We start from the raw sequence: 26,444 nt of genomic DNA on the forward strand, positions 1-26,444 counted from the left end.
AGAAAGGCGCACTCCCCCTCGTTCTCCCCAGGAGAACCTTCTGGTAAGGTGTGTTAACAAAAAATAAAAAATCCCGGAAATCTTTATGTTGTCGACAATCATCTACAGAAGCCACATCACTGAAAATGTGTCACTGGGGCTTCTGCATGATTTGGCATTAAAAGCGAACAAAATCAACAAATCATCCAGCGTCACCGGGATTCTGTTGTTCAATGGAACACACTTTTTTCAGCTGCTGGAAGGTCCGGAAGCGGCCGTAAAAGCGGTCTATAACCGGATTTGCCAGGATCCGCGCCATCATAATCTGGTTGAACTGTTGCGCGACTACGCCCCGGCGCGACGGTTTGGTCACGTCGGTATGGAACTGTTCGATCTCCGTCTGCACGATAAAGAGACGGTACTGGAAGCGGTGCTGGAGAAATGCACCACCCGCTACCAGATGACCTATTCCGACCGCGCTCTGCAGTTCCTGCGTACCTTTGTCGAAGCGCGGGAAAAAGAGAACTATTTTGAGATCCCTTCCGCCAGCGGCTGGACCTTTATCCGCGACGAGTCAGAGCAGCGTGAAGGCGATGCCGCACTGATGGCGACGGATGAGGTCAGCTTCGCGTTTCAGCCGATCGTCGATCCTTTTGCCTGTGAAATCGTTTCACTGGAGGCACTGCTGCGCGGCCCGCAGGGTGAACCGCCACTGGATTATTTTGCAGGGCTGTCACGTGAACAGCTCTATCAGACCGATCTGCAGTCGAAGAAAATCGCGTTTGCTCAGGCAAAACAGCTGGGGATTGAGGGAATGACCCTGTCGATCAACCTGCTGCCGATGACCCTGGTGGAAGTGCCCGATGCGGTTCCGTTTTTGCTGGAGGCGATCGCGGCCCAGGGGCTGGTGCCGGAGCAGATCATGGTGGAGTTCACCGAGAATGAAATTATCTCGCAGCCGGATGCCTTTGAAGCGGCCCTTCGCCAGCTGAAGGCGGCGGGCATCAGCCTCGCGCTGGACGATTTTGGCGCCGGCTTCGCCGGGCTGTCGCTGCTGACCCGCATTCAGCCGGACAAGATCAAGATTGACCGGGCGATTATCTCAGGCGTGCATAAAAGCGGACCGAAGCAGGCGATCATTCATGCCATTCTGAAATGCTGCTCGTCACTGGAAATCGGCGTGATCGCGGAGGGCATCGAACAGCCCGAAGAGTGGATGTGGCTCGAAGCGGCAGGCGTGACCCAGTTTCAGGGCTTCCTCTTCTCAAAACCTGAGCTGAACCGCATTGCGGCCGTCGCCTGGCCAGAGCTGCTTTAACCCCCTGCGACTTGGATGATTTTGCGCTTCCCTGCCTTGCCGGATCCCCTGGCGACTGCTAAATAATAAACAGCGCCGGGCAATCATTTTTCTGTCATCTTCGCCCGGCAGAGTCAGTTATTGCCCAGTCTGTGATTACCGATTTAGCAGTCAGATGTTCAGTGTTTAGGCCAGCGCAACGCGCCATGCGTGCGACGTGACTCCAGGGACAGCATTTGAGGAACTGAATGAAGCAAATCATCCGCGGTGATAAAGAACCCTCCCATATCCTGGCAGCAACCCGTGCGCTCGAAGCGCACTACGCCCGCTACGGAGAAGGCAACAAGTACCATCCCATCATCTACTCCATCGCCTACCGCAGCCGTTTTTATCAGGTCGAAGTCATTACCCGACGCGAAACCATGGTGGCAACCGTGATTACCGGCGTCCGTAACCTCACTCATCTCCCCGGTGCCGCCTGACGGTCACCCCTTACCCAGCGGGGGCTGACCGCCCCCGGTTCGCAGGTTAACGCCGGTAGAGCGCATTGGCCGGATAGATGGCGCCAATCACGCTCTTCTCCCGCGCGCCCGTTACCGCAGGCAGATTGCCCGGCAGCCCGGAGAGCGTGCGAAACGCCAGCCAGGCAAACGCCAGCGCTTCCATATCGTCACCGCTGATACCCGCCGCATCGGTGGTGGTCACTTCGGTGCCGGGAAGATGAGCAGCCAGGCGCGCCATCAGCAGCGGATTGCGGCCGCCGCCGCCGCACACCAGCAGACGGTCACAGCCATCGTTCAGCAATATCTGCTGGGTGATGGTTATGGCGGTCAGCTCCACCAGCGTCGCCTGCACATCCTGCGGAGCCAGCCCCGGGAAATAGCGCAGATGCTGCTCCAGCCAGCCCAGATTAAAGTGCTCGCGCCCGGTGCTTTTGGGTGGCGGAAGCGCAAACCAGGGCTCCCTTAAGAGCGCCTCCAGCAGCGCCGGAACCCGCGTACCGCTTCGCGCCCACTGTGCATCTTTGTCATACGGCAGGCCCTGATTCCGCCAGATCCAGGCATCCAGCAGCATATTACCGGGACCGGTATCGAAACCCCGCACCGGCTGCCCCGGTATCAGCAGCGAAAGGTTGGCGATGCCGCCAATATTCAGCACCATGCGGCGTTCCGTGGCATCCATCAGCAGGGCCTGATGAAAAGCCGGCACCAGCGGCGCGCCCTGCCCGCCCAGCGCCATGTCACGGCGACGGAAGTCGCCCACCACCGTGACGCCGGTCGCCGCCACAATCTGGTTGTTGTCGCCAATCTGCAGGGTGTTGGGCGCGTCGCTCTGCGGCTCATGCCAGACGGTCTGACCGTGACAGCCAATCGCCGTGATATCGCTGGCCTCAAGGGATTCGCGCTTCATCAGCGTGACGACCGCCTCGGCAAACAGCTGGCCGAGACGGGTGTCCAGCTGCCCCAGCTGCGACAGCGTCAGGGATTGTCCCTGACAAATCGCGAGGATCGCCTGGCGCAGCCCGGCGGGGATAGGATGCGAATAGCTCGCCTGCTGAGCCACCATATTTTCGTCAATGGCCGCCAGCACCACATCCACTCCATCCAGGCTGGTGCCTGACATTACTCCGATATAGCGTCCTGATTTCATAGCCATTCCTTACATCCGGCGGGAGGTGCAATTTATCTGCGGCTAGCCTGACAAATTACACCCGCTAATTCTATGATTAATTTGTTTTTATCCAAATGTGCTGACCGGTAACGCTGCGGGACTATTTTTGATCCACGATTGAATTATTGTTGATCTTACATAGTCTATGCTTCGTTCAACCGTGTTTTATTCGGACAGGGATTAATTTGCCAGGTTTGTGTCTTATACTGTGAGCAGGATACAGCGGTAAACGTGGCGCCTTCTCGACTAAAGGAGTTTCAGATGATTAAGCGTGTAATTGTGGTCGCTCTGACCGGTGTCATGCTGGCAGGTTGTAGCAATACCAGTACGCTGTCGGGTGATACCTACAGTGCCAGTGAAGCCAAGCAGGTGCAGAGCGTCTCTTACGGTACGTTAGTTTCCGTTCGCCCGGTGAAAATCCAGGGCGGCGATGAGAGTAACGTTATCGGTGCTATCGGCGGTGCCGTGCTGGGTGGCTTCCTGGGTAACACGATTGGCGGCGGCGCAGGTCGTAGCCTGGCGACAGCCGGTGGTGCGGTGCTGGGCGGCGTTGCGGGCCAGGGCGTTCAGGGCGCAATCAATAAAACCGATGGCGTTGAGCTGGAAATCCGTAAGGATGATGGCAACACCATCATGGTGGTTCAGAAACAGGCCGCCTCACGCTACTCCGTTGGCCAGCGTGTCGTGATGGCCTCTAACGGCAGCCAGGTCACCGTTTCACCTCGCTGAGATAGCAAAAAAAAACCGACGCCTGGGCGTCGGTTTTTTATTTCTCTTTGTTCTGCAGTTCGAGAATGTTTTTCTCAAGCCGGGCGATAAGCGTCACCATCTGGCTGATCTCTTCCCGACTGATGCCGGACAAAATGTCGTCCCGCGTCTCATCAATCACGCTCTCCACCTGCTCAATGATGGGCTCCGCCTGCTGCGTGAGTTTGATGCGCTTGGCGCGACGATCGCTGGCACAGGTCGAGCGGGTAATTAACCCTTTTTCTTCCAGCTGATCCAGCGTGCGGACCAGAGAGGGCTGTTCAATGCCAATCGCCTTGGCTAACTGGATCTGCGACTGTTCGGGCGGCAGTTGATGAATATTGTGCAGCGTCACCCAGTGAGTCTGAGTCAGCTCAAGCGGCTTCAGCCGCTGATCAATCAACGCGCGCCAGATGCGCACCAGGCGAGATAAATCCGTTCCGAGGGGCGTATCCATTTCATCTCCTTATAATTAGCTTGCTAGCTATCAAGCCAGATTCTACACTATTCTGCGAGTTTACAGGACAAATTACAAATCCCGGGCCAGGCCAGGAAATCGCGGCAGCGCTCTCCCCCTGCCGTTTGGGTTAACGAGGGATGTTATCACGTGCTCACCTCCGCTTTATCCGACGCGAAACCGCTGACCGATCTGGTCGTGGGCGCCTCACTGTTTTTTCCGCCGATATTCAAGGCGGTGCTCCTTGGCTTCTTTTTCTGGCTGCTGATCCACCCCCTGGTGCGCGGCTGGATCTACTCCGGCGACGTCTGGCATCCCACTCTGTTTGATCTCTCCCTGTTTGTGCTGTGCGTTACCGCCGCACTCTGGCTCATCGGTCACGGATAATCGATATGAAATTTAACGCGGTAAAATATTTTTCCACCCTCATCGTCTTCGCCCTGGCGCTGCTGGCGGGGGGCTGGCTCTGGAACTACTACATGCAGTCCCCCTGGACCCGCGACGGTAAGGTGCGGGCAGAGCTGGTGGATATTACCCCTCAGGTGTCGGGCCGGATTGCTCAGCTCAGCGTCACCGATAATCAGTTTGTCCATCAGGGCCAGCAGCTGCTGACGCTCGACCCGGTGCCGTGGCAGATTGCGCTCGACAACGCCGCCGCCCAGCTGAGCAAAGCGCAGGCGGATCTGGCGAAAGCGCAGCATGAATTTAACCGGCGCGCTCATCTGCCGCGTAACATTATCTCTGCAGAAGATCTCGATGCGGCACGCCTCAGCGCCGGGGCCGCGGCTGCCAGTGCCAAAGCGGCGCAGGCGGAATGGGAGCGGGCACGCTGGAACCTGCAGCAGACGACGCTGACCGCCCCGACAGATGGCTGGATCACCAATCTGACGCTGCGGCCGGGCAACTATGCCGCGGCGGGAACGCCCCTGTTTGCGCTGGTGGACAGTCACTCTTACTACGTGATGGGCTATTTTGAAGAGACCAAGCTGCGCCATATTCATCCGGGCGCCGCAGCACAGGTGGTGCTCTACAGCAATGGCGCACAGCTGCAGGGCCAGGTGGAGAGCATAGGTCGCGCCATTTACGACCAGAGCATTGAGACGGACAGCGGTCTGGTGCCCGATATCAAACCCAATGTGCCCTGGGTACGGCTGGCGCAGCGGGTGCCGGTGCGCATTCGTCTCGACCCGCTTCCGGCACACACTGAGCTGATTGCCGGTACCAGCTGCACCATCTCCATCCAGCCATGAATATGCAGTGGCTGGCCTGGGATCAGCTGCCCTGGATTAAGGCGACGGGCGGACAGTGGCGCTACGCGTTGCGCAACGCAATATCGATGTGTCTGGCGCTGAGTATCGCCTACGGTCTGGATCTTGATGAACCTTACTGGGCGATGACCTCTGCCGCCGTCATCAGCTTTCCCACGGTCGGCGGGGCAATCAGTAAAAGCCTCGGCCGCATCGCCGGCAGCCTGGTCGGGGCGAGCGCCGCCCTGCTGATTGCCGGTCACACGCTGAATGAACCGTGGCTGTTCACCTTTGCCATCGCTGGCTGGCTGGCGCTCTGCACCGGCATTGCCAGCCACTATCAGAATAATGTCGCCTACGCCTTCTCCCTGGCCGGCTATACCGCCGCCATCATCGCCTTCAGCAGCGTCAATATTACGGACATTACCGCATTGTGGACCATCGCCCAGGCGCGCGTCTGCGAAGTGATCTCCGGCATCCTGTGCGCCGGGTTGATGATGATGGTGCTGCCGAGCACTTCCGATGGTGAGACGCTGATTACCTCGCTGAAACAGATGCACGCCCGGCTGCTGGAACATGCGGTCCTGCTGCTGCAGCCTTCCGCCAGCGAGGGGATCCGCACCGCGCATGAGACGGTCATCAGCCAGATCCTGACCATGAATCTGCTGCGCATTCAGGCGTTCTGGAGTCACTATCGCTTTCGCCGCCAGAACAACGTCCTGAACTATGTGCTGCACCAGCAGCTGCGTCTTACCAGCGTGCTCTCCAGTCTGCGCCGCATGCTGCTGAACTGGCCCGACGCCCCTGCCGCGCTGTTTGAGGCGCTGCAACAGCTGCTGGCGGAGCTGGCGAAACCGGACTGCGACAAATACCGGCTGGCACAGATCCTGCGCAGCGTGACACCGGCGGCGTCGGGTGACTATCGGCAGCGCGCGTTCTCTCACCGGCTGCGCTACTTCTGCTGGATGTACCTCAACGTGCTGCGCTGGATCCGGCTGCTGGATCGTGCCGATGCGGATACCCGCTTTCAGCCTCCGCCGGTTCCGGCGCTGGCGCGCGACAGTGACAGTGCCGAAGCGGGCTGGAGCGCCCTGCGCACCTTCTGCGTTATCGTGCTGGGCTGCGCCTTCTGGATCAACACGCAGTGGTCTTCAGGCGCTTCCGCCCTGACTCTGACCGCGATCGCCTGTGTGCTCTACGCCTCTGCGCCCTCACCCGGCGGCAGCGTGACGCTGCTGCTGAAAACGCTGCTCTGGCTGTTTGCCTTCAGTTTTGTGATGAAGTTCGGCCTGATGGTGCAGATCAGCCTGCTGTGGCCCTTTTTACTGGTTCTGTTTCCGCTGCTGGTGACGCTGCAACTCTTTAAGTTACAGCAGAAACAGCGTGCCGGAATGTGGGGACAGTTCATCGTCTTTATGGGCTCGTTTATCGCGGTCACTAACCCGCCCGTCTGGGACTATCAGGCGTTCTTCAACGATAATATTGCCAAAGTGTGCGGGGTACTGCTCGCCTGGCTGGCTTTCCAGATCCTGCGCCCCAGCTCCGATGCCCGGCGCAGCCGACGGCATATCCGGGCACTGCGGCTGGCGTTCCTCGATCAGCTGCGGCGACAGCCCCGGCTCAGCGAAAGTCGCTTTGAATCGCAGATCTACCATCGCATCAGCCAGCTCAGTCACAGCCGGGATGAACAGGCGCGGGTCTGGCTGCTGCGCTGGGGGGTGGTGCTGCTCAACTGCTCGCATATTGTCTGGCAGCTGCGTGACTGGGATGCCGGTCCGGCGTCGCTGCTGCGGTTTCGCGATGAGAGCCTGCAGAATTTACAGCAGATTATCAGCAGCCGTGGCGTGCAGCACAGCTCGCTTGATCGGATGTTGCTGGAACTGGAGGAGACGATCGCCTCGCTGCTGGCGCAGGGCAGCAACGAGGCCAGTGAACTGGCGGGGATTATCTGGCGCCTGCGCTGTTCGCTGGCATAGCTGAAACAGGCGGTACCGGCCTGACTACTGACAATACTGCTGCTGCTGGCGGTTAAAATCGTCCTGCAGCTGTTGCAGCGTCTTGTGCCCCTCAAAACGGGTCTTATCCATCTCGGTCATCGGTTCGATCACCAGCGCTTTCTCATCCGGTGAGAAGATAAAGCGGCGCGTCAGTTCGCTGCCGGTGAAACTCTGACCGTGAATGCCGCCGCACACCATGGTCATGGTGCGGCGATAAATCGTGGTTTCAGTGAAATTGGTTTCCGTGGCGCTGCGGAAGACCTGATCGCACCCTTTCGCTTCCAGCCTGCGCACCGTGCTGCGGCTCAGCCATTCGCGACCTTTGGCAATCTTTTCGCAGGTGACACGCATCGGGCTGGTATCGATGGTGCGCTGAAGCTCCCGCCCGGTTTCAGTAACCAGTTGCGTATCATTGGGTTTATCGCATCCCACCAGCAGCAGACTCAGCAGTAATGCGCCCTTGAATTTCATGTTCCTGCTCCTTTCCCCATCACGCTTTCGTACCTGAATCAATATCATAGGGGGGAAATGCAGGGGATGGTACAACAATTAATAAACCGGCAGGAGAAAAGCGGGCGGCTGGCATGGGCCGCCCGGAAATTCAGATAACGCCGCAGGCGTAACGTGCCCCGCCACCGCCCAGCGGTTTGGGATGGTCGGCATGGTTGTCACCGCCGACATGGACCATCAGCGCTTTGCCTTTAATCTCACTCAGCGACTTCAGTCGTGGTGCCAGTACCGGATAGGTTGCGTTACCCTGGTCATCAACATAAACCGCAGGCAGGTCGCCCAGATGCCCTTCCGCATACGGCCCCAGATGTTTGCCGGTGTTAGCCGGATCGAGATGCCCACCGGCCGCCCCGGCAGCCACCACTTTGCCCTCAGACTCGCCCGGCTCACAACTGCCTTTGGCATGGACATGGAATCCATGAATGCCCGGCGTCAGCCCTTTCAGATCCGGTGTGAACTTCAGACCATACTCTGTCTCATCAATCTTTACGGTGCCCAGCGATTTCCCTATGCCCTCAGCGGTGACCTGATGAACCGTCACCTGTTCACTGGCGGCGTTGGCTGACCCACAGGCGATCAGCGCGAATAGCGCGACTGCTTTCATTTTCATGATGACTCCGTTTGCATACCAGGGTGTGCAATAAGTCTGGTCGCTGTTGCGCTACTCTGCTGAAAATTGACGCAGTTTTACGCTTCAGGGCACATCGTAACCCAGCGCGGCCTTACGAATGCGGAACCACTGCTGACGTGACAGCGTCACGCTCAGCGCACCGACCGCGTCGCTGACCCGCGCCGTTTTGCCCGACCCGATGATCGGCAGCGGACGCGACGGCAGCATCAGAATCCAGGCATAGACCACCTGATCCAGGCTGCTCGCCCCGGTCTCCTGACGCACCCGCTCCAGTTCATCGCGCAGTGGCTGGAAGTGGGGATCATTAAACAGGCGACCGCCACCCAGACAGGACCAGGCCATTGGCCGGATACGCAATTGCTGACACTGATCCAGCGATCCATCCAGCAGTCCGCTCTGCTGCACAGGGGAGATCTCCAGCTGGTTAGTGACCAGCGAGAACGGCAGGCGCGACTGCAGCAGGGAGAACTGGGCCGGGGTAAAGTTGGAAACGCCAAAGTGCAGTACCTTGCCGCTCTGATGCAGAGCCATAAAGGCATCGGCGACCTGATCCGCGTCCATCAGCGGATCGGGACGATGGATCAGCAGCAGGTCGAGACGATCGGTGTGCAGGTGACGCAGCGAATTTTCTGCGCTCTGGACAATATGCTGTTTATCGGTGATGTAGTGACCAATCTGGTTTTCCGGGCGGGCGCGGGTAGCGATGCCGCATTTGGTCACAATCTGCAGCCGATCGCGCAGGCCAGGAGCCAGCTTCAGCGCCTCACCAAACGCTGCTTCACACTGATAGTCACCATAGATATCGGCGTGATCAACGGTGGTAATACCGAGGCTGAGGTGATGCTCAATAAATGCGAGCCGCTCCTGAGGCGGCATGCCCCACTCCATCAGACGCCAGTACCCCATAACCAGCGGTGAAAAATCGGGCCCCTGCAGAGCAATGGCTTGCGGTTGTGACATGACGATCTCCCTGTTGCACGTTGGCTGACATTAGCGTGTCAGAGAGTATAACGGAAAGCGCCAGGCCGTCAGAATAACTCCGGCTGCTGCGGTGCGGGTGGCTCCTCGCCCTTTTGCTGGCGCAGCAGACGCTGACGCCGCATCTGGCACAGGCGAATCACCTCGCGCTTCTGGGCATCACTGAAGCGCAGCCAGTTAAACCGCTCATCACGGCTGCGTAAACATCCCAGGCAGTAGCCGCGCGCATCGCTCTCGCAGATGCCGCGACAGGGGCTGGGAACCGGGAAAAACTCAAGCTGCTCGGCCACTACGTCTCCGGAGTCACAGAATAACCAGTCAAAGTAACAGCGTAGCCTGGTTGCACAGGAAATGAGCCTCAGCCGGTCACAATAATCGGGTTGTCGCACGAACGGGTGAACACTCTGTGCCATCGTGTGGGCCGATCGTTGCAACCGACCGACTGGTCTACTATTCTCAGTGCCATGAATAAGACGCCACAACGCAACGAAACCCGCGAGCACCTGCTTCAGACAGGTGAGCAACTCTGTCTGCAACGCGGGTTCACCGGAATGGGCTTAAGCGAACTGCTGTCACAGGCGGCCGTACCGAAAGGCTCCTTCTACTATTACTTCCGTTCCAAGGAGGCGTTTGGCGTGGCGTTACTGGAACGCTACTTTGCGCGCTTCCTGCAGGATGTGGAATTACAGCTCAGCCGGACGGATGGCACCCCGCGCGAACGCCTGCTCAGCCACTTCCGTTTAGCGGTCGATCTGTTCGTTCAGCAGGGCCACATTATGGGTTGCCTGGGCGTGAAAGTCTCTGCGGAAGTCTGCGATCTCTCTGAGCCGATGCGCGATGCCCTGCAGCAGGGTGCGGCGAAAATCACCGCGCTCTATGCGCGGACGCTGACTGAGGCGGTGCAGCAGGAGTCGCTGAACCTGCCGCAGCCGCCTGCACAGATGGCGGAGTTGCTGTCGCTGCTCTGGCTGGGTGCCAGCCTGCAGAGCAAAATTTCCCGCGAGGCGCAGCCCCTGCGCCTCGCACTGAGTACCATCGAACAGTGGCTAGAACGCCACTGATTTTTAAAAAACGTGTTTGTAGACGACTGGTCTACTAATCAGGAGCTATTATGGCGAGTACCCAGCTGTTTCGTCCGCTGAAAGTTGGCGCAATTAACGTCCCAAACCGCGTCTTTATGGCACCGCTGACCCGTCTGCGCAGCATTGAGCCAGGCGATATCCCGACGCCGATGATGGCGGAATATTACCGTCAGCGCGCCAGCGCCGGTCTGATCATCACCGAAGCCACGCAGGTCTCTTTCCAGGCTAAAGGCTATGCCGGTGCGCCGGGTTTACATACCCAGCCGCAGATTGCGGCGTGGAAACGCATTAACGAAGGCGTACATCAGGCGGGCGGCCACACCGCCGTGCAGCTGTGGCACACCGGTCGTATTTCCCACAACAGCGTTCAGCCGGAAGGTAAAGCCCCGGTCGCCCCGTCGGCGATTGCGGCGGGTACCCGAACCTCACTGCGTGCTGAAGATGGCAGCGTCTACCGCGAAGAGACCTCAGAGCCACGCGAACTGACGATTCCTGAGATCCAGCAGATCGTGGCCGATTTCGGCCAGGCGGCCGCGAATGCGCGTGAAGCGGATTTTGACCTGCTTGAGCTGCACTCGGCACACGGTTACCTGATTCATCAGTTCCTGGCCCCGGATTCCAACCAGCGTACCGACGAATATGGCGGCAGCATCGAAAAACGCGGGCGTTTCGCGCTGGAAGTGGTGGATGCGGTCATTGCAAACTGGTCAGCCGATCGTATCGGTATCCGCGTTTCGCCGATCGGCAGCTTCCAGAATCTGGATAACGGCCCGGATGAAGAAGAAGCGGCGCTGTGGTACATCGGCGAGCTGGCGAAACGCAACATCGCCTACCTGCACCTTTCAGAACCAGACTGGGCGGGCGGCAAGCCTTACACGGATGCCTTCCGTCAGAAAGTACGTGACCTGTTCCCGGGTGCCATTATCGGTGCCGGTGCCTACACGGTCGAGAAAGCGGATGATTTGATTAGTCGCGGTCTGATCGATGCCGTCGCGTTTGGTCGCGACTACATCGCGAACCCGGATCTGGTTGAGCGTCTGCAGCAGGATGCTCCTCTGAATCCTCAGCGTCCGGAAAGCTTCTATGGCGGCGGCGCGGAAGGCTACATCGACTACCCGACACTGTAAACCTGTCTGGCTGCCGTCCGGGACGATGACGGCGGCCATTATTCAATGGCGATTTTCATCGCTATACTTAGCGCCTGGGTCATCCGGCGATGGCGTTTTACTTCAAAGAGGATGTTATGCGTTTACTACATACCATGCTGCGCGTTGGCGATCTGCAACGTTCAATTGATTTCTACACCCGTGTGCTGGGCATGCGTGTGCTGCGTCAGAGCGAAAACACCGAATATAAATATACCCTGGCTTTTGTGGGCTACACCGACGAAAGCGAAGGCGCGGTTATCGAACTGACCTATAACTGGGGCGTGGACAAGTATGATCTCGGCAACGCCTATGGTCATATCGCGCTGGGCGTGGATGACGCGGCAGCCGCCTGCGAACGTATCCGTCAGAATGGCGGTAACGTGACGCGTGAAGCGGGCCCGGTGAAGGGTGGCTCCACCATTATCGCTTTTGTTGAAGATCCGGACGGCTACAAAATCGAGCTGATCGAAAACAAAGATGCCGGTAAAGGCCTCGGCAACTGATCCTGCCGCCAGCCTGCCCTCCCGGGCGGGCTGAATCCCCTTCTCTGCGCTTCATCTGCTGCACCCGGCCACGTTTTTTGCCATAATGCGCGCTGCCCTTTTCCTGCAACGAGATCCTGATGTCTGAATCGAATTCACCTAATGCACTCAATCAACGTTTCCGTGGCTTCTATCCGGTGGTCATCGACGTGGAAACCGCCGGTTTCAACGCACAAACCGATGCGTTACTGGAAATTGCCGCTATCACGCTGAAAATGGATGAAGAGGGATGGATTCAGACAGACCAGACGCTGCATTTTAACGTCGAACCTTTTGTCGGATCGCTGCTGCACCCTGAAGCGCTGGCCTTTACCGGTATCGATCCCGCTAATCCGCTGCGCGGTGCCGTCAGTGAATATGAAGCGCTGCACGCCATTTTTAAAATGGTGCGCAAGGGGATCAAAGACAGCGGCTGCAATCGCGCCATCATGGTGGCGCACAACGCCACGTTTGACCTGAACTTTATGTCTGCGGCGGCTGAACGTGCCAGCCTGAAACGTAACCCGTTCCACCCCTTTGCGACCTTTGACACGGCAGCCCTGAGCGGGCTGGTGCTGGGTCAGACCGTGCTGGCGAAGGCGTGTATCGCTGCGGGAATGGAGTTTGACAGCAGTCAGGCACACTCGGCGCTGTATGATACGCAGCAGACCGCAACGCTATTCTGTGAGCTAGTGAACCGCTGGAAGCGGTTAGGTGGCTGGCCCCTGCCCTTTGCCGAAGGCGATGCAGACACCAGCGCCTCCGTCTGAGGAATGCCACAACGAAAAAGGCCGACATTGCGTCGGCCTTTTTTTATTCTGCTTCTTTAAATTTTTCTGCGGTCTCTTTAATCAGCGACTGCAGTTCACCACGCTGTAACATCTCAACGATGATGTCGCATCCACCGACCAGTTCACCGTCTACCCACAGCTGCGGGAAGGTTGGCCAGTTGGCGTACTTTGGCAGCTCTGCACGAATGTCCGGGTTCTGCAGAATATCCACGTAAGCAAAACGCTCACCGCAGGCTGACAGTGCCTGCACCGCCTGTGCAGAGAAGCCGCAGCTTGGCAGCTTCGGAGAACCTTTCATGTACAGCAGGATCGGGTTTTCTGCGATCTGGCGCTGAATTTTTTCTACAGTACTCATAATTGCCTTCCTTAATTCTTCACTTCGTGTTTGTTTATTGTAGCGACTTCGCAGCGTGACTGAAAACGAGATTTTGATCGCTGCCTGCTGAAATCGCCATCCTGGTTAAATCATGACAGGCACAGCGTGAATTCCTGATTATTAACAGCCGGTAACAGATTAATAATTCGTAATAATTTCGTTGATATAAGACGCTGAAAATGTTCATTTTCAGCACAATCGCGTGGGTTGCAAAGATTAACAATAAAAGGCATTACAGTTTTTAAAAGAACTGGACTAGAATGGCTTCGGCGCTGATCCTGGATCAGATTAATCTCAACTTTGTCGCGGTGCGTAGTGGCCCTGACAACTTAACTACTTAATGGACTATGCGTTTAATCATTACGCTTTTTATGCTGGCCTTTGCGCAACTGTTCTTCAACATCGCCGCCGCGTCTCCGCACGCTCCGGTGAACGTCAGTACGCATAAAGCAGAGAAAAAGAGTGCGCGCGAGGATGAGCGCCGCAAACGTCGCGTGGTGAAAACCACGACAAAAAAAACCCGTCTCAGCCCGGTTCAGAAACTCAAAACGAAAAAACAGAAAAAAGTTGAACTGACCGCTAAACAGACACCTGCCAAAAAAACCTCGCTTAAGACCGCCCGACTCAGCACCAAAGAGAAAAAACGCTACGGCCACCAGCGCCTGCTGAAAAACGCCGATGCCAGCGAGACCGGCACCATTAAAATGAGCAAATCTCACCGTCAGCGCTACCAGAAAGCGCGTGAAACGGCGATGACCAAGCTCATGGGCCAGCTGGGCAAACCTTATCAGTGGGGCGGCACCTCCCCCCACACCGGCTTCGACTGCAGCGGACTGGTCTGGTACGCCTATAAAGATCTGGTGAAGTTTAAAATTCCGCGCACCGCTAACGAGATGTATCACCTGCGTGACGCTGCCCCTATCAAACGTGAGTCACTGGAAAAAGGCGATCTGGTCTTCTTCCGCATTAATGGCCGCGGAACCGCGGATCACGTCGGGGTTTACCTGGGTGGCGGCAAGTTTATTCAGTCACCGCGTACCGGCAAAGATATTCAGATCAGTGCGTTAGGGGAAGATTACTGGCAGCGTCACTATATTGGTGCGCGTCGTGTGATGACGCCGAAAACCATTCGCTGAGCTGATGCAGCGTCAGAAAAAAGCCGGGAGAAGTCCCGGCTTTTTTATCAGTGCAGTACAGCGGTAAAACTAAAGGCCACAATCATCAGCAGGCAGCCGACAGTGGTCATTAACGCCAGTTTAAGATCGGTACTCATGGGTTGCTCCTTAACCACGTAATCATTGTGGTTATTCTATTTTCCCACAGCCGTGGGTAAAAATCTCGTTTTATCCGTTCAGCCTTGTTAGAATCCCGCCCTTGTTGCGCAACGCGCGCAGCCCTGATTCCGTTTGCGCACTTTTTCAGGCATTTATTCTGCGTCGGCCGCCGGTTTAATGCGCCATAACACGGCATTTTTGCGGAAAATACCCTGAGCAGACGCAAACGTTTAACACTACGCTTATCATACAGTTAGATAAGTCCTGGAGTCCGATTTTCATGGCAACAATTAAAGATGTGGCAAAACGCGCTGGCGTCTCCACGACCACGGTTTCGCACGTCATCAATAAAACCCGCTTCGTGGCTGAAGAGACGCGCGATGCGGTCTGGCAGGCGATCAAGGAACTGCACTACTCGCCGAGCGCCGTGGCGCGCAGCCTGAAGGTGAATCACACCCGGACGCTGGGGCTGCTGGCCACCTCCAGCGAAGCGCCCTATTTCGCTGAGATTATCGAAGCGGTCGAGAATCACTGTTTTGACAAAGGCTATACGCTGATTCTGGGGAATGCGCATAACGATCTGCAAAAACAGCGCGCCTACCTCAGCATGATGGCGCAGAAGCGCGTCGATGGCCTGCTGGTCATGTGCTCTGAATACCCGGACGACCTGCTGCAGATGCTGGAAGAGAACCGCAATATCCCGATGGTGGTGATGGACTGGGGCGAGTCGCGTGCCGACTTCACCGATACGGTGCTGGATAACGCCTTCCAGGGTGGCTATCTGGCGGGACGCTATCTGATTGAGCGCGGCCACCGCGACATCGGCGCCATCCCCGGTCAGATGGAGCGCAACACCGGGGGCGGACGTCATGCCGGTTTCCTTAAGGCGCTGGAAGAGGCGGGCATTCAGCCGCGCGCCGAGTGGATTGTGCAGGGTGACTTTGAGCCGGAGTCGGGCTATCAGGCGATGCAGCAGATCCTGTCGCAGAAGCAGCGCCCGACGGCGGTGTTCTGCGGTGGCGACATCATGGCGATGGGGGCGATTTGCGCCGCTGACGAGATGGGTCTGCGCGTTCCGCAGGACATTTCGGTGATCGGTTATGACAATGTGCGCAACGCGCGCTATTTTGCGCCTGCACTGACCACCGTCCATCAGCCCAAGGCTCAGCTGGGTGAGAAGGCGCTGGATATGCTGCTTGATCGCATCACCAGCAAGCGCGAAGTGTCGCAAACGATTGAAGTCCACCCCACGCTGATTGAACGCCGTTCAGTTGCGGATGGTCCGTTCCGCGACTATCGCCGTTAATCCTCGCTTAACCACTCCTGATTAAGCGTTTGCGCATCACCCAGATAGCTGAGTAACCAGCCTGTTGCCGGTGATGCGCGATCCTCTGCCCAACTGACACAGCAGGGGCTGTCCGGAAACGCCTGCGGCAGCGTGAGCTCCACCAGTGCGCCGCTGTCGAGCAGTGGCCGGGCCAGATGGCCTGGCACCATCGCCACGCACAATCCCGCCTGCACACACTCCAGCCCGGTTTGCCATTCCGGCACCACCAGCCTGCGCTGATTGTCCAGCGTCCACGTCATGCGCCGCGGCAGCGCCCGTGACGTATCCTCCAGCACCAGCGACGGCCAGTGACGCAGCGTGTCATCATCAATCCGGGTTGCCTGCGTCAGAGGATGATCGGGTGCAACTACGCAGCGCCAGTTGAGCTTCCCCATATCCCGAAACGCAAACCGTCCGCCAACCGGTATCGCCTGGGTCGCACCAATCGCGACATCGACCCGGCCATCGGCCAGGGCATCCCAGACCCCGTTGAAGACCTCATAGCTGATGTGCAGCTCCATGTCCGGGAAGTGGCGATAAAAGTCTTTAACCAGCTGCCGGGTACGCTGCGGTTTGGCGATGCGGTCAACGGCAATGCTTAGCTGTCCGCGCCAGCCGTTAGCCAGCTGCTGACACTGCTGCCGGGTTGCGAGCATTTTTTTGATGACGCTGCGCCCTTCCCTGACAAAATGCTCTCCCGCCGGGGTCAGTACCACTTCACGGTGCTGACGCTCAAACAGCGGCACCGCCAGCCAGGTTTCCAGCTGGCGAACCGTATAGCTGATGGCAGACGGCACCCGATGTAACTCCTGCGCGGCGGCGCTGAAACTGCCCCCGCGTGCAACCGCGTCAACCACTTCCAGTGCATACTCTGACCACATAATCTGCCTTCAAAAATTTTAACAGCAACCGGCAAATATTACCGTTTCACAGCCGCAAACGCACCTTTTACACTCTGCCGCGTTTACCCTGCAAAATGAGAATCTGATGTTGTCGAATAAAGGATTTATGCCCTACCTCGCTCTGCTCAGCATGCTGGGCTTTTTAGCCACCGATATGTACCTGCCCGCCTTTGGCGCGATGCAGGAGACGTTCCGCACCTCGCCCGGCCTTATCAGCGCCAGCATGAGTCTGTTTCTGGCCGGCTTCGCCTGTGGTCAGCTCTTCTGGGGCCCGCTCTCCGATCGCATCGGCCGTAAACCCGTGCTGCTGGCCGGGCTGGCACTGTTCGCCGCTGGCTGTGCGGGTATGCTGTGGGTGAATGATATCTTTCTGATGCTGGCGCTGCGCTTCATTCAGGCGATTGGTGTCTGTGCTGCCGCCGTAAGCTGGCAGGCGCTGGTCATCGACCGCTATCCGGCGGCGCGCGCCAGCAAAGTGTTCGCCACGATTATGCCGCTGGTGGCCCTCTCACCGGCGCTGGCGCCGCTGCTCGGGGCCTGGCTGATCGGCCATTTCCACTGGCGTTCGATTTTCCTGGTGCTGACCCTGATTGCGGTGGCGCTGATCCTGGTTACGCTGCGTCTGCCCGCGGTGAAACCCGCTCCGCAGGAGAAAGGGGCACAGCCAGGCTTCTTCACGCTGCTTAAATCCCGCGTCTACAGCGGTAACGTACTGATCTACTCCGCCTGCTCCGCCAGCTTTTTTGCCTGGCTGACCGGCTCACCCTTTATTCTGGCGGGCCTGGGCCTTTCCCCCGCCGACATTGGCCTGAGCTATCTGCCACAGACGCTCGCCTTTTTAATCGGTGGCTTCGGCTGTCGCGCCCTGCTCAACCGCTTTAACGGCGCCCAGCTGCTGCCCTGGCTGCTGGGGGTCTACAGCCTGAGCATTCTGGCGCTGTTTGCGGTCGCGCTTTCGGGTCAGGGAACGCTGCTCAGCCTCATGGTGCCGTTCTGCGGAATGGCGCTGGCTAACGGAGCGATCTATCCGATTGTGGTCTCCAGTGCGCTGATGCCCTTCCCGCACGCCACCGGCAAAGCCGCCGCGTTGCAGAACACGCTGCAGTTGGGCCTCTGCTTCCTCGCCAGCCTGGCGGTGTCGGCGGGATTAACTCAGGCACTGCTGACCACCACGCTGATTATGACAGTGACGATTCTGCTCGCCCTGATCGGGTACGTCATGCAACGCGCCGCAAGCGCACAAACTGTTGTTGCCACTGCGCAACCTGCCTGCCAGGATAATCATTAAGACGCTAACCTTTTAGTTAGCGCCCTAACAATAAGTCATTGAATATTGACCCGCGTGAGAATATACTCATCCGGGTCAACAAATCTGTAATAAATCAACAATATAATAACGTAATAATCTGATTGGCACGCTGTTGCCGGGACGGTATTCGCACGCGTTATTCCCTCTTACCGGCCCTGCTTCAGCCTGTTCCAGTCCTCTGTATCTTACAGATAATCGGTTTGCGGAATCCTCCGTGACGTTTCTCAATGCCTGACGAATTGGCTATTCTTTGTTCAGGTTCAGATTGGACAGGTGGTGGAAAAGCTATGAGTTCATCTTACGCAGAAGCAGTGACTCCTGAAGATAATCATTGGTATCGCATCGTTCACGAACTGCTGGAAAAAGCGGATATCGAAATAAATGGCTCACGTCCGTGGGACATCCGCATTCATCATCCCGGTTTTTTTAAGCGTGTTCTGCAGGAGGGATCGCTGGGGCTGGGCGAAAGCTATATGGAGGGATGGTGGGACTGCGACCGTCTGGATATGTTCTTCCACCAGGTGCTTAAACATAGACTGGATCAGCAACTTCCGCACCATTTCAAAGATACCCTGCGCATCGCCGCCGCCCGCTTAACCAACCTGCAGTCCCGCAAGCGGGCCTGGATCGTGGGCAAAGAGCACTATGATCTCGGCAACGATCTCTTTTCACTGATGCTTGACCCCTACATGCAATACTCCTGTGGCTACTGGAAAGAGGCCACGACGCTGGCGTCGGCGCAGGAAGCCAAGCTGGATATGATTTGTCGTAAATTAGCGCTGGAACCCGGGATGTCGCTGCTGGATATCGGCTGCGGCTGGGGCGGACTGGCGGAATTTGCCGCACGTCATTATGGCGTCAGCGTGCATGGCGTGACCATCTCCGCCGAGCAGCAGAAGCTGGCGCAGCAGCGCTGTGAAGGGCTGGATGTGACGATTCTGCTGCAGGACTATCGCGATCTGAACGAGCAGTTTGACCGCGTGGTGTCGGTCGGTATGTTTGAGCATGTCGGGCCTAAAAACTACGCGACCTATTTCGACGTGGTCGATCGTAATCTTAAGCCTGACGGGATTTTCCTGCTTCACACCATCGGCGCGATTAAAACCGATATGCGCGTTGACCCGTGGATCGATAAGTATATTTTCCCCAACGGCTGCCTGCCTTCGGTGCGTCAGGTGGCCGATGCCAGCGAGCCCCATTTTATTCTGGAGGACTGGCACAACTTTGGCGCAGATTACGACAGGACGCTGATGGCATGGCATGAACGCTTTTTGCAGGCCTGGCCTCAGCTGGCTGAGAGTTATGGCGATCGCTTTAAGCGTATGTTCGCCTACTATCTCAACGCCTGTGCCGGTGCATTCCGCGCGCGCGATATTCAGCTGTGGCAGATCGTCTTCAGTCGTGGCGTAGAGGGGGGATTGCGCGTGGCGCGGTAGAGGGCCCGGTTGCGCCGCAAGGCCTGCCGAAGTCAGATCCGCGTTAACCGCAACGGAGAAGTTAAAGGCGCAGGGAACAGGGTCAGAAGAGGAAAGCGTCACGCGCCAGGGAGGGCGCGTGTCGAGCGTGTCAGGGATGACGGCTTTTGCGTCTTTCCGATCTGATCCTGTTTCCTGCGCAGGTGCAATCTCACAGCGAATCGGGTCAGCGGTTCAACAGGCGCTGTCGCGCCTGATATTAACTCTCTGCGGCAGGTTGCCCGGTAAGCGCACTCATGGCTGCCGCAGCATCACGCTGGGCGAGCACGCGCTCCACGGTCTCGACGATCGCCTGAGTGTGTGGATCGATCTCAATATTGACCCGCTGTCCAAAGGTCTTCGCTCCCAGCGTGGTGCGCTCCAGCGTTTCCGGGATCAGATAGACGCAGAACTTCGTTCTGGTCACATCCCCGACCGTCAGGCTGATGCCGTCGATACCGACGAACCCTTTATGCAGAATATATTTCATCTGCGCCGGGTCCTGGATTTTAAACCAGACTTCGCGGTTATGTTCTGACTGGATAATTTTGCAGATCTCAGCCGTGGTCATAATGTGGCCCGACATCAGATGCCCGCCGATTTCATCGCTGAATTTTGCTGCACGCTCGATGTTGACCACGTCGCCCTCACGCAAATCGCCGAGGTTCGTCACCCGCAGCGTCTCTTTGATCAGATCAAAGCTGACGCGATCGCCGTCGATTGCCGTCACGGTTAAGCAGCAGCCGTTATGCGCGACGGATGCGCCCAGCGCCAGACCCGGCAGGAGTTCTTCCGGCAGCCGGACAGTATGGGTACGAAACAGCTCTTTCTCTTCGATGGACACGATCTCCGCCATGCCCTGCACAATTCCGGTAAACATAATCTTTGCCTCTGAAAATCCGACGTTTGTGCCAGTTTACCACAGCTCAGCCCCGCTGTTAGATTTCAGCCCCTGCCACGGCGTTGAGTCAGTGCAAACCGCATTGTGTGACAAAGATTGGCGAATGGGGTTACGCCAGTTACACTAACTCACGAAATTCCCCGGGCTTTTTGCCCCTTTTCTTTCCTATAACTCGTCAGGTGTTAACGTGCAGAAGTATTTAACAGAAGCGCGTCAATTGCTGGCCCTTGCGATCCCGGTCATCCTTGCTCAGGTGGCCCAGACCGCAATGGGATTTGTGGATACCATTATGGCCGGCGCCGTCAGCGCCACGGATATGGCCGCCGTTGCTGTCGGCACCTCTGTCTGGCTTCCGGCCATCCTGTTTGGTCATGGTCTTCTGCTTGCATTGACGCCCACCGTTGCGCAACTCAACGGTTCAGGTCGCCGCGAACGCATCGGTGAACAGATCCGCCAGGCATACTGGCTCGCCTTTTTTGTCTCCCTGCTGATTATGGTGCTGCTGTGGCACGCGGGTTACCTCATCCGCGCAATGCACGATATCGATCCCCGGCTGGCCCTGAAGGCAGAAGGCTATCTGCATGCCCTGCTGTTCGGCGCACCCGGCTACCTCTTCTTCCAGGTGCTGCGCAACCAGTGTGAGGGATTGTCGAAAACCAAGCCGGGTATGGTGCTGGGCTTTCTCGGCCTGATGTTTAACATCCCGCTCAACTATGTCTTTATTTATGGTCACTTCGGGATGCCGGCACTGGGCGGGGTGGGTTGTGGTGTGGCAACCGCGTCGGTCTACTGGGTAATGTTTATCTGCATGCGCTTCTGGGTGCGCCGGATGGGATCGATGCGTGATATCCGCATGGAGAGCCGCTGGTCGCCGCCTTCGCGTGTCATTCTCACCCGCCTGATGGCGCTGGGATTGCCGGTGGCGCTGGCGCTCTTTTTTGAGGTCACCCTGTTTGCCGTGGTGGCGCTGCTGGTGTCGCCGCTGGGCATCGTCAATGTCGCCGGCCACCAGATCGCGCTGAATTTCAGTTCACTGATGTTCGTGTTACCGCTGTCGCTGGGCGTCGCGACCACCATCCGCGTCGGCTACCGCCTGGGTCAGGGCTCCACCGAGCAGGCCCGGGTCGCCGCGTGGACGGCGCAGGGTGTCGGCATCAGCATGGCGGCGCTGACCGCGATTTTTACCGTGACGTTCCGTCACCAGATCGCCCTGCTCTACAACGACAATCCTGAGGTGGTAACGCTGGCCGCACAGCTGATGCTGCTGGCGGCGATTTATCAGTTCTCCGATTCGATTCAGGTGATCGGTAGCGGCATTCTGCGCGGCTATAAAGATACGCGATCCATTTTCTTCATCACCTTTATTGCCTACTGGCTGCTCGGTCTGCCTGCCGGGTATCTGCTGGCACTGACCGACTGGCTGGTGCCGCGTATGGGACCTGCGGGCTTCTGGTGCGGTTTCATTATCGGCCTCACCTCGGCGGCGGTGATGATGATCTGGCGCATCAGACGCTTACAGCGTTCACCGGCGACAATTATCCTCGCCCGCGCGGCGCGATAATCCACAAAAGCGGGCCATTTATGGCCCGCAGCGCCGAAAAAAACGACGGTTAGCACAGTTGCTGCGCAGTCACAGTGAAAAAACGATTTTCCCCTTGCCAGCCTCACACGCTGCCGTTAATATTCGTCCCCGCTGTCGCCCTGACAGCATGTTGCGCTCTTAGCTCAGTTGGTTAGAGCACCACCTTGACATGGTGGGGGTCGATGGTTCGAGTCCATTAGAGCGCACCAAGTGCGTCCGTAGCTCAGTTGGTTAGAGCACCACCTTGACATGGTGGGGGTCGGTGGTTCGAGTCCACTCGGACGCACCAATATTCAGTATGCGCTCTTAGCTCAGTTGGTTAGAGCACCACCTTGACATGGTGGGGGTCGATGGTTCGAGTCCATTAGAGCGCACCACTTTCAGAATTACTTCAGCTTGCGCAACTCCCTTTATATTGATCTGCATCGCGTCCCCCTTCTGCTTTTTGATTGGTTTTCGCATACTTAGCGTCTATACTGTCCCCCGTTGTTTACTTGAAAGGTTTCAGCGATCACGTGCTTACTGCGATAACTCAAATGATTTGCGCAACAACAGCGTGGTGGTTACCAACCGTAGCCGCACAACTTCCCTGCACGCCTGGCCTTCGTCACCTATTCTTATTCAGTACTGCCCTTTTCAGTTTCAGTCTCAAATCAGAAATTTCACTTCGATGCGCTGCCATCGGATTCCGCCCTTATTCATCCATCACAACTTACAGATAATCCGTCATGAAAAAGACTAAAATCGTTTGTACTATCGGCCCGAAAACCGAATCCGAAGAGATGCTGACTCAGCTGCTTGAAGCAGGCATGAATGTTATGCGTCTGAACTTTTCTCACGGCGACTACGCTGAGCACGGCCAGCGCATTACCAATATGCGCGCCGTGATGCAGAAAACCGGTCGTCAGGCCGCTATCCTGCTGGACACCAAAGGCCCTGAAATCCGCACCATGAAACTGGAAGGCGGTAACGACGCGGCGCTGAAAGCGGGCCAGACCTTTACGTTCACCACCGATCAGAGCGTGATCGGCAACAGCGAGCGCGTTGCCGTAACCTACCCGGGCTTCACGGCTGACCTGAAGATCGGCAACACCGTGCTGGTCGATGATGGCCTGATTGGGATGGAAGTGACCGAAGTCACCGAAAACACCGTAGTCTGTAAAGTACTGAACAACGGCGATCTGGGTGAGAACAAAGGCGTTAACCTGCCAGGCGTCTCAATCCAGCTGCCTGCGCTGGCTGAAAAAGACAAACGCGATCTGATTTTTGGCTGTGAGCAGGGTGTGGACTTTGTCGCGGCTTCGTTCATCCGTAAGCGTTCAGACGTGCTGGAGATTCGTGAGCACCTGAAACAGCACGGCGGTGAGCACATCCAGATCATCTCCAAAATCGAAAACCAGGAAGGCCTGAACAACTTCGACGAAATTCTCGAAGCGTCAGACGGCATCATGGTTGCGCGTGGCGACCTGGGTGTTGAGATCCCGGTTGAAGAAGTGATCTTCGCGCAGAAGATGATGATCAAGAAATGTAATAAAGCGCGCAAAGTGGTCATCACGGCGACCCAGATGCTCGACTCCATGATCAAAAACCCACGCCCTACCCGCGCAGAAGCCGGCGACGTGGCGAACGCCATCCTGGATGGCACCGATGCGGTCATGCTGTCAGGTGAGAGCGCCAAAGGTCGCTATCCGCTGGAGTCGGTCACCATCATGGCGACCATCTGTGAGCGTACCGACCGCGTGATGAAATCGCGCATCGACAGCCAGAACGATACCCGTAAGCTGCGTATCACCGAAGCCGTCTGCCGCGGTGCCGTCGAGACCGCTGAGAAGCTGGAAGCGCCACTGATTGTGGTGGCGACCGAAGGCGGCAAATCGGCTAAAGCGGTGCGTAAATACTTCCCGAACGCCACCATCCTGGCCCTGACCACCAATCAGACCACTGCACGCCAGCTGATCCTGAGTAAGGGCATTGAGACACGTTTGGTTTCTGAGATCGCGTCGACCGATGATTTCTATCGTCTGGGTAAAGAAGCGGCGCTGGAAAGCGGCTACGCTCAGAAAGGGGATGTCGTGGTGCTGGTTTCCGGTGCATTAGTACCAAGCGGAACTACCAACACCGCGTCCGTACACGTCCTGTAAAACCTGCGTCAGCGGTTATTTAGAAGCGCCTTTAAGAGGCGCTTTTTTTATTTCCTCTTAAACCAAATACCAGAAAATTCCAATCGAAAATAACTATTCAAATACTCTTAATATTAAGGTTAATCCGATTAAATCTCTCTGTTTTCGCTAAATTTTTTTATCATATTCTGGGATTCGCTGCTTCTTTGAGCGAACGATCAAATTTAAGCATCTTCTCATCAAAAATTTATTCTCAACTTAAAAAGCTTTGTGTAATACTTGTATTGCTACATGGAGATTAACTCAATCTAGAGGGTATAAATAATGAATCGTACTAAACTGGTACTGGGCGCGGTAGTTCTGGCTTCAACTCTGCTGGCTGGTTGCTCAAGCAACGCTAAAATCGACCAGCTGTCTTCAGACGTTCAGACTCTGAACGCGAAAGTTGACCAGCTGAGCAACGACGTGAACGCAGTGCGTTCAGACGTTCAGGCTGCTAAAGATGACGCAGCACGCGCTAACCAGCGTCTGGACAACCAGGCTCACTCTTACCGTAAGTAAGAGTTCTGGTTTAAAAATGGCGCCTTTATGGCGCCATTTTTTTTGCCCCTGCCAGGCTCTATCCGGCACCTTTCTGTCAGGGTTTAACGTTCTTCGCCTCCTTCCCTGCTGCCGCACTCTCTGCCGGCACAGCGGCACTTTCCAGCCCTTCGGGCGGCACGGTATCACTCTCTACCGGTTCACCACTGCTGACCAGCACAGGCATGCCTGAGCGTCGTGCGATGCTGGCTTTAATCAGCGCCCGGTCACTCTTCTCACTTTTCATAAACTGCCTGAGTCCGTCGCTGAGCGCAATGGTCTGCGTCTGCGGATCATCTTTGTCACTGCGTGACAGCGGCTGGTGCACTTCAACGTAGCGTTTACCATCCGGCTCGATAGCGTACTTCACCGGCTGATTGATAATCTGTACCCGTGTCCCCTCTGGTACGGCGTTAAACAACGCTTCGATATCTTCGGAACGCAGACGGATGCAGCCGGAGCTGACGCGCATGCCGATGCCAAACTTCGCATTGGTGCCATGGATCAGATACTGGCCCGTGCCGCGCGCCAGACGCATGGCAAACTGCCCCATCGGGTTATCCGGTCCCGCAGGCACCACGGCGGGCAGCGTGACACCCTCTTTCGCGTAGCGTTTGCGGATATTAGGGGTCGGCGTCCAGGTAGGGTTGGGGATCTTCTGGCTGATACGGGTGACCATCACGGGAGTGGCTGCCCCTAACTGGCCAATGCCGATGGGATAGACGATGACTTTGTTTTCGCCTTTGGGAAAGTAGTAGAGACGCAGCTCGGCAAGATTCACCACAATGCCTTCGCGTGGCGTATCGGGCAGGATCATCTGTAGCGGTATCGTCAGTTGCGTGCCCGCCTTTGGCAGCCAGGGATCGGTGCCGGGATTCGCCTCCAGCATCCCCAGCAGACCAACCTGGTAGCGGGCCGCAATCGCTTCCAGCGGCTGTTTGTTATCGGGGACCTGAGTCAGGACGTTTTCGCCAATCAGGCGACTGTCAGGTGGCGGCAGCGGATATTCCGTGGCGAATGCGGGTGCAGAGAGCCCAAAACAGGTCAGCAGCAATGCACCGGCTAAACGTAAAGCTGGTTTCATGCAATTTTCTCGTCAGATAAAAAAACAGACGCCGGATGGCGTCTGTCGAGTGTAGCTTAGCTGAGGTTCTGAGCGGTATGGCGAATAGACCGAATCATCGCCTCCAGCCCCTGCGACCGGGTGGGCGTCAGGTGCTGCATCAGGGCCAGTTCGCCAAACCAGTGGCGGACATCCAGCGCCAGAATTTCGGCAGGTGGCAGGTTCTGATAGAGACTAATTACGATAGCAATCAGTCCCTTAACGATCGCGGCATCGCTGTCACCTTCGAAGGCGATGGTGCCATCGGCCTGCGGCGTCATTCTGATCCACACCTGGCTCTGGCATCCCGAGATGACGTTTTCCGGCTGGTGCAGGGTTTCAGAGGATTCCGGAAGTTTCGAACCCAGTTCAATGATGTACAGGTACTTCTCTTCCCAGTTGGCGCAACGGTTAAAGTTACGCACCAGTTTCTCTTTTTCAGGCAAATTCGCCATCAGTCAC

General features: G+C 57.0%; 29 protein-coding genes and 3 tRNA genes. 20 read left to right on the plus strand and 12 right to left on the minus strand.

Annotation, left to right across the window (positions count from 1 at the left end; genetic code table 11):
- Window positions 1–85: 85 nt before the first annotated feature.
- Together HFD92_RS02895 and HFD92_RS02900 are read left to right on the plus strand one after the other, a co-directional pair.
- Window positions 86–1,297 carry a diguanylate phosphodiesterase gene (locus tag HFD92_RS02895; RefSeq protein ID WP_009090445.1) on the plus strand — a complete coding sequence of 404 codons (1,212 nt, stop codon included), beginning with the start codon at window positions 86–88 and terminating at the stop codon, window positions 1,295–1,297.
- A gap of 227 nt (window positions 1,298–1,524) precedes the next feature.
- Window positions 1,525–1,758 (plus strand): DUF4060 family protein, encoded by a 234-nt coding sequence (locus HFD92_RS02900; protein ID WP_009090450.1) that lies wholly within the window; start codon window positions 1,525–1,527, stop codon window positions 1,756–1,758.
- A 46-nt stretch (window positions 1,759–1,804) separates the two neighbouring features.
- Here the strand turns inward: HFD92_RS02900 and anmK are convergent, their stop codons facing one another.
- Window positions 1,805–2,926: an anhydro-N-acetylmuramic acid kinase gene (gene anmK, locus HFD92_RS02905; protein WP_154928346.1), complete on the minus strand. Its 1,122-nt coding sequence runs from the start codon at window positions 2,924–2,926 to the stop codon at window positions 1,805–1,807.
- A gap of 282 nt (window positions 2,927–3,208) precedes the next feature.
- Between anmK and slyB the strand changes: the two genes are divergently transcribed.
- Window positions 3,209–3,676 carry an outer membrane lipoprotein SlyB gene (gene slyB, locus HFD92_RS02910; RefSeq protein WP_009090452.1) on the plus strand — a complete coding sequence of 156 codons (468 nt, stop codon included), beginning with the start codon at window positions 3,209–3,211 and terminating at the stop codon, window positions 3,674–3,676.
- Window positions 3,677–3,713: 37 nt separating this feature from the next.
- On the opposite strand, the gene slyA is transcribed toward slyB, so the two are convergent.
- Window positions 3,714–4,151, minus strand: coding sequence for a transcriptional regulator SlyA (gene slyA, locus HFD92_RS02915; protein WP_009090453.1), 438 nt, complete (start codon window positions 4,149–4,151; stop codon window positions 3,714–3,716).
- A gap of 150 nt (window positions 4,152–4,301) precedes the next feature.
- Between slyA and HFD92_RS02920 the strand changes: the two genes are divergently transcribed.
- The 3 genes from HFD92_RS02920 to HFD92_RS02930 are packed head-to-tail and all read left to right on the plus strand — an operon-like array spanning window position 4,302 to window position 7,374.
- A complete protein-coding gene (locus HFD92_RS02920; RefSeq protein WP_167428255.1) occupies window positions 4,302–4,538 on the plus strand; it encodes a DUF1656 domain-containing protein in 237 nt (78 codons plus the stop codon).
- Between the two features lie 5 nt (window positions 4,539–4,543).
- Complete coding sequence (locus HFD92_RS02925; protein ID WP_009090458.1) at window positions 4,544–5,401, plus strand: HlyD family secretion protein; 858 nt, start codon at window positions 4,544–4,546, stop codon at window positions 5,399–5,401.
- Window positions 5,398–7,374, plus strand: a complete 1,977-nt coding sequence (locus HFD92_RS02930; RefSeq protein WP_167428256.1) for an FUSC family protein — start codon at window positions 5,398–5,400, stop codon at window positions 7,372–7,374. Before HFD92_RS02925 ends, HFD92_RS02930 begins: the two co-directional genes overlap by 4 nt.
- A gap of 24 nt (window positions 7,375–7,398) precedes the next feature.
- On the opposite strand, the gene HFD92_RS02935 is transcribed toward HFD92_RS02930, so the two are convergent.
- The 4 genes from HFD92_RS02935 to HFD92_RS02950 form a co-directional block, all read right to left on the minus strand.
- Window positions 7,399–7,866 (minus strand): hypothetical protein, encoded by a 468-nt coding sequence (locus HFD92_RS02935; RefSeq protein WP_009090461.1) that lies wholly within the window; start codon window positions 7,864–7,866, stop codon window positions 7,399–7,401.
- Window positions 7,867–7,996: 130 nt separating this feature from the next.
- On the minus strand, window positions 7,997–8,515 hold the full coding sequence (sodC, locus tag HFD92_RS02940; RefSeq protein WP_167428257.1) for a superoxide dismutase family protein: 519 nt from the start codon (window positions 8,513–8,515) through the stop codon (window positions 7,997–7,999).
- Window positions 8,516–8,599: 84 nt separating this feature from the next.
- A complete protein-coding gene (locus tag HFD92_RS02945; protein WP_167428258.1) occupies window positions 8,600–9,496 on the minus strand; it encodes an aldo/keto reductase family oxidoreductase in 897 nt (298 codons plus the stop codon).
- A 68-nt stretch (window positions 9,497–9,564) separates the two neighbouring features.
- Window positions 9,565–9,804 carry a DUF1289 domain-containing protein gene (locus HFD92_RS02950; RefSeq protein WP_009090473.1) on the minus strand — a complete coding sequence of 80 codons (240 nt, stop codon included), beginning with the start codon at window positions 9,802–9,804 and terminating at the stop codon, window positions 9,565–9,567.
- A 174-nt stretch (window positions 9,805–9,978) separates the two neighbouring features.
- Here HFD92_RS02950 and HFD92_RS02955 point away from each other — a divergent pair, with 174 nt between their 5' ends.
- The 4 genes from HFD92_RS02955 (at window position 9,979) to rnt (ending at window position 13,035) form a co-directional block, all read left to right on the plus strand.
- On the plus strand, window positions 9,979–10,575 hold the full coding sequence (locus HFD92_RS02955; protein ID WP_167428341.1) for a TetR/AcrR family transcriptional regulator: 597 nt from the start codon (window positions 9,979–9,981) through the stop codon (window positions 10,573–10,575).
- Window positions 10,576–10,625: 50 nt separating this feature from the next.
- A complete protein-coding gene (locus HFD92_RS02960) occupies window positions 10,626–11,723 on the plus strand; it encodes an alkene reductase (RefSeq protein WP_167428259.1) in 1,098 nt (365 codons plus the stop codon).
- 116 nt (window positions 11,724–11,839) lie between these two features.
- A complete protein-coding gene (gene gloA, locus HFD92_RS02965) occupies window positions 11,840–12,247 on the plus strand; it encodes a lactoylglutathione lyase (protein WP_009090478.1) in 408 nt (135 codons plus the stop codon).
- A 119-nt stretch (window positions 12,248–12,366) separates the two neighbouring features.
- A complete protein-coding gene (gene rnt / locus HFD92_RS02970) occupies window positions 12,367–13,035 on the plus strand; it encodes a ribonuclease T (protein ID WP_009090480.1) in 669 nt (222 codons plus the stop codon).
- 43 nt (window positions 13,036–13,078) lie between these two features.
- Here rnt and HFD92_RS02975 read toward each other — a convergent pair whose 3' ends face one another.
- On the minus strand, window positions 13,079–13,414 hold the full coding sequence (locus HFD92_RS02975) for a Grx4 family monothiol glutaredoxin (RefSeq protein ID WP_179291196.1): 336 nt from the start codon (window positions 13,412–13,414) through the stop codon (window positions 13,079–13,081).
- Between the two features lie 365 nt (window positions 13,415–13,779).
- Between HFD92_RS02975 and HFD92_RS02980 the strand changes: the two genes are divergently transcribed.
- Window positions 13,780–14,568 carry a C40 family peptidase gene (locus HFD92_RS02980; RefSeq protein WP_140925203.1) on the plus strand — a complete coding sequence of 263 codons (789 nt, stop codon included), beginning with the start codon at window positions 13,780–13,782 and terminating at the stop codon, window positions 14,566–14,568.
- Between the two features lie 47 nt (window positions 14,569–14,615).
- Here HFD92_RS02980 and HFD92_RS02985 read toward each other — a convergent pair whose 3' ends face one another.
- Window positions 14,616–14,705 carry a YnhF family membrane protein gene (locus HFD92_RS02985; protein ID WP_122983609.1) on the minus strand — a complete coding sequence of 30 codons (90 nt, stop codon included), beginning with the start codon at window positions 14,703–14,705 and terminating at the stop codon, window positions 14,616–14,618.
- Window positions 14,706–14,986: 281 nt separating this feature from the next.
- Between HFD92_RS02985 and purR the strand changes: the two genes are divergently transcribed.
- Window positions 14,987–16,012, plus strand: a complete 1,026-nt coding sequence (gene purR / locus HFD92_RS02990; protein WP_009090485.1) for an HTH-type transcriptional repressor PurR — start codon at window positions 14,987–14,989, stop codon at window positions 16,010–16,012.
- Here purR and punR read toward each other — a convergent pair.
- Window positions 16,009–16,914, minus strand: a complete 906-nt coding sequence (gene punR, locus HFD92_RS02995; RefSeq protein ID WP_140925201.1) for a DNA-binding transcriptional activator PunR — start codon at window positions 16,912–16,914, stop codon at window positions 16,009–16,011. The two genes, purR and punR, sit on opposite strands and share 4 nt — an antisense overlap.
- Window positions 16,915–17,020: 106 nt before the next feature.
- Here punR and punC point away from each other — a divergent pair, with 106 nt between their 5' ends.
- The gene (gene punC, locus HFD92_RS03000; RefSeq protein ID WP_033736272.1) at window positions 17,021–18,223 is read left to right on the plus strand and encodes a purine nucleoside transporter PunC; all 1,203 of its coding nucleotides are present in this window, start codon (window positions 17,021–17,023) and stop codon (window positions 18,221–18,223) included.
- A 308-nt stretch (window positions 18,224–18,531) separates the two neighbouring features.
- Entirely contained in the window at window positions 18,532–19,680 is a 1,149-nt protein-coding gene (cfa, locus tag HFD92_RS03005; protein ID WP_167428260.1) for a cyclopropane fatty acyl phospholipid synthase, read from the plus strand.
- Window positions 19,681–19,918: 238 nt separating this feature from the next.
- Here cfa and HFD92_RS03010 read toward each other — a convergent pair whose 3' ends face one another.
- On the minus strand, window positions 19,919–20,578 hold the full coding sequence (locus tag HFD92_RS03010) for a riboflavin synthase (protein WP_009090489.1): 660 nt from the start codon (window positions 20,576–20,578) through the stop codon (window positions 19,919–19,921).
- Window positions 20,579–20,786: 208 nt separating this feature from the next.
- Between HFD92_RS03010 and HFD92_RS03015 the strand changes: the two genes are divergently transcribed.
- The 6 genes from HFD92_RS03015 to HFD92_RS03040 all read left to right on the plus strand — a co-directional run bounded on the left by HFD92_RS03015 (window position 20,787) and on the right by HFD92_RS03040 (window position 24,862).
- On the plus strand, window positions 20,787–22,160 hold the full coding sequence (locus HFD92_RS03015; protein ID WP_167428261.1) for an MATE family efflux transporter: 1,374 nt from the start codon (window positions 20,787–20,789) through the stop codon (window positions 22,158–22,160).
- Window positions 22,161–22,313: 153 nt separating this feature from the next.
- Window positions 22,314–22,390, plus strand: a tRNA-Val gene (locus tag HFD92_RS03020).
- 3 nt (window positions 22,391–22,393) lie between these two features.
- Window positions 22,394–22,470: transfer RNA gene (locus HFD92_RS03025), tRNA-Val, on the plus strand.
- An 11-nt stretch (window positions 22,471–22,481) separates the two neighbouring features.
- A tRNA-Val gene (locus tag HFD92_RS03030) sits at window positions 22,482–22,558 on the plus strand.
- Window positions 22,559–22,909: 351 nt separating this feature from the next.
- Window positions 22,910–24,322 (plus strand): pyruvate kinase PykF, encoded by a 1,413-nt coding sequence (gene pykF / locus HFD92_RS03035; protein WP_009090491.1) that lies wholly within the window; start codon window positions 22,910–22,912, stop codon window positions 24,320–24,322.
- A gap of 303 nt (window positions 24,323–24,625) precedes the next feature.
- Window positions 24,626–24,862, plus strand: coding sequence for a major outer membrane lipoprotein (locus tag HFD92_RS03040; RefSeq protein WP_009090492.1), 237 nt, complete (start codon window positions 24,626–24,628; stop codon window positions 24,860–24,862).
- A 76-nt stretch (window positions 24,863–24,938) separates the two neighbouring features.
- On the opposite strand, the gene HFD92_RS03045 is transcribed toward HFD92_RS03040, so the two are convergent.
- Together HFD92_RS03045 and sufE are read right to left on the minus strand one after the other, a co-directional pair.
- Complete coding sequence (locus tag HFD92_RS03045) at window positions 24,939–25,964, minus strand: L,D-transpeptidase family protein (RefSeq protein ID WP_167428262.1); 1,026 nt, start codon at window positions 25,962–25,964, stop codon at window positions 24,939–24,941.
- Window positions 25,965–26,020: 56 nt separating this feature from the next.
- Window positions 26,021–26,437 carry a cysteine desulfuration protein SufE gene (gene sufE, locus HFD92_RS03050; protein WP_009090494.1) on the minus strand — a complete coding sequence of 139 codons (417 nt, stop codon included), beginning with the start codon at window positions 26,435–26,437 and terminating at the stop codon, window positions 26,021–26,023.
- Window positions 26,438–26,444 lie beyond the last annotated feature (7 nt).

Origin of the sequence: Pantoea sp. EKM101V (assembly GCF_011800325.1) — a bacterium.
Taxonomy (GTDB): domain Bacteria; phylum Pseudomonadota; class Gammaproteobacteria; order Enterobacterales; family Enterobacteriaceae; genus Pantoea; species Pantoea anthophila.

Coding starts and splice junctions, on each gene's coding strand:
- purR (WP_009090485.1), top strand. CDS start 14,987: ATGGCAACAATTAAAGATGTGGCAAAACGCGCTGGCGTCTCCACGACC.
- HFD92_RS02955 (WP_167428341.1), top strand. CDS start 9,979: ATGAATAAGACGCCACAACGCAACGAAACCCGCGAGCACCTGCTTCAG.
- sodC (WP_167428257.1), bottom strand. CDS start 8,515: ATGAAAATGAAAGCAGTCGCGCTATTCGCGCTGATCGCCTGTGGGTCA.
- rnt (WP_009090480.1), top strand. CDS start 12,367: ATGTCTGAATCGAATTCACCTAATGCACTCAATCAACGTTTCCGTGGC.
- pykF (WP_009090491.1), top strand. CDS start 22,910: ATGAAAAAGACTAAAATCGTTTGTACTATCGGCCCGAAAACCGAATCC.
- sufE (WP_009090494.1), bottom strand. CDS start 26,437: ATGGCGAATTTGCCTGAAAAAGAGAAACTGGTGCGTAACTTTAACCGT.
- HFD92_RS02935 (WP_009090461.1), bottom strand. CDS start 7,866: ATGAAATTCAAGGGCGCATTACTGCTGAGTCTGCTGCTGGTGGGATGC.
- gloA (WP_009090478.1), top strand. CDS start 11,840: ATGCGTTTACTACATACCATGCTGCGCGTTGGCGATCTGCAACGTTCA.
- HFD92_RS02985 (WP_122983609.1), bottom strand. CDS start 14,705: ATGAGTACCGATCTTAAACTGGCGTTAATGACCACTGTCGGCTGCCTG.
- HFD92_RS03010 (WP_009090489.1), bottom strand. CDS start 20,578: ATGTTTACCGGAATTGTGCAGGGCATGGCGGAGATCGTGTCCATCGAA.
- HFD92_RS02945 (WP_167428258.1), bottom strand. CDS start 9,496: ATGTCACAACCGCAAGCCATTGCTCTGCAGGGGCCCGATTTTTCACCG.
- HFD92_RS02925 (WP_009090458.1), top strand. CDS start 4,544: ATGAAATTTAACGCGGTAAAATATTTTTCCACCCTCATCGTCTTCGCC.
- HFD92_RS02900 (WP_009090450.1), top strand. CDS start 1,525: ATGAAGCAAATCATCCGCGGTGATAAAGAACCCTCCCATATCCTGGCA.
- cfa (WP_167428260.1), top strand. CDS start 18,532: ATGAGTTCATCTTACGCAGAAGCAGTGACTCCTGAAGATAATCATTGG.
- HFD92_RS02960 (WP_167428259.1), top strand. CDS start 10,626: ATGGCGAGTACCCAGCTGTTTCGTCCGCTGAAAGTTGGCGCAATTAAC.
- punR (WP_140925201.1), bottom strand. CDS start 16,914: ATGTGGTCAGAGTATGCACTGGAAGTGGTTGACGCGGTTGCACGCGGG.
- HFD92_RS02980 (WP_140925203.1), top strand. CDS start 13,780: ATGCGTTTAATCATTACGCTTTTTATGCTGGCCTTTGCGCAACTGTTC.
- HFD92_RS02895 (WP_009090445.1), top strand. CDS start 86: ATGTTGTCGACAATCATCTACAGAAGCCACATCACTGAAAATGTGTCA.
- HFD92_RS02930 (WP_167428256.1), top strand. CDS start 5,398: ATGAATATGCAGTGGCTGGCCTGGGATCAGCTGCCCTGGATTAAGGCG.
- punC (WP_033736272.1), top strand. CDS start 17,021: ATGTTGTCGAATAAAGGATTTATGCCCTACCTCGCTCTGCTCAGCATG.
- slyB (WP_009090452.1), top strand. CDS start 3,209: ATGATTAAGCGTGTAATTGTGGTCGCTCTGACCGGTGTCATGCTGGCA.
- slyA (WP_009090453.1), bottom strand. CDS start 4,151: ATGGATACGCCCCTCGGAACGGATTTATCTCGCCTGGTGCGCATCTGG.
- anmK (WP_154928346.1), bottom strand. CDS start 2,926: ATGAAATCAGGACGCTATATCGGAGTAATGTCAGGCACCAGCCTGGAT.
- HFD92_RS03040 (WP_009090492.1), top strand. CDS start 24,626: ATGAATCGTACTAAACTGGTACTGGGCGCGGTAGTTCTGGCTTCAACT.
- HFD92_RS03045 (WP_167428262.1), bottom strand. CDS start 25,964: ATGAAACCAGCTTTACGTTTAGCCGGTGCATTGCTGCTGACCTGTTTT.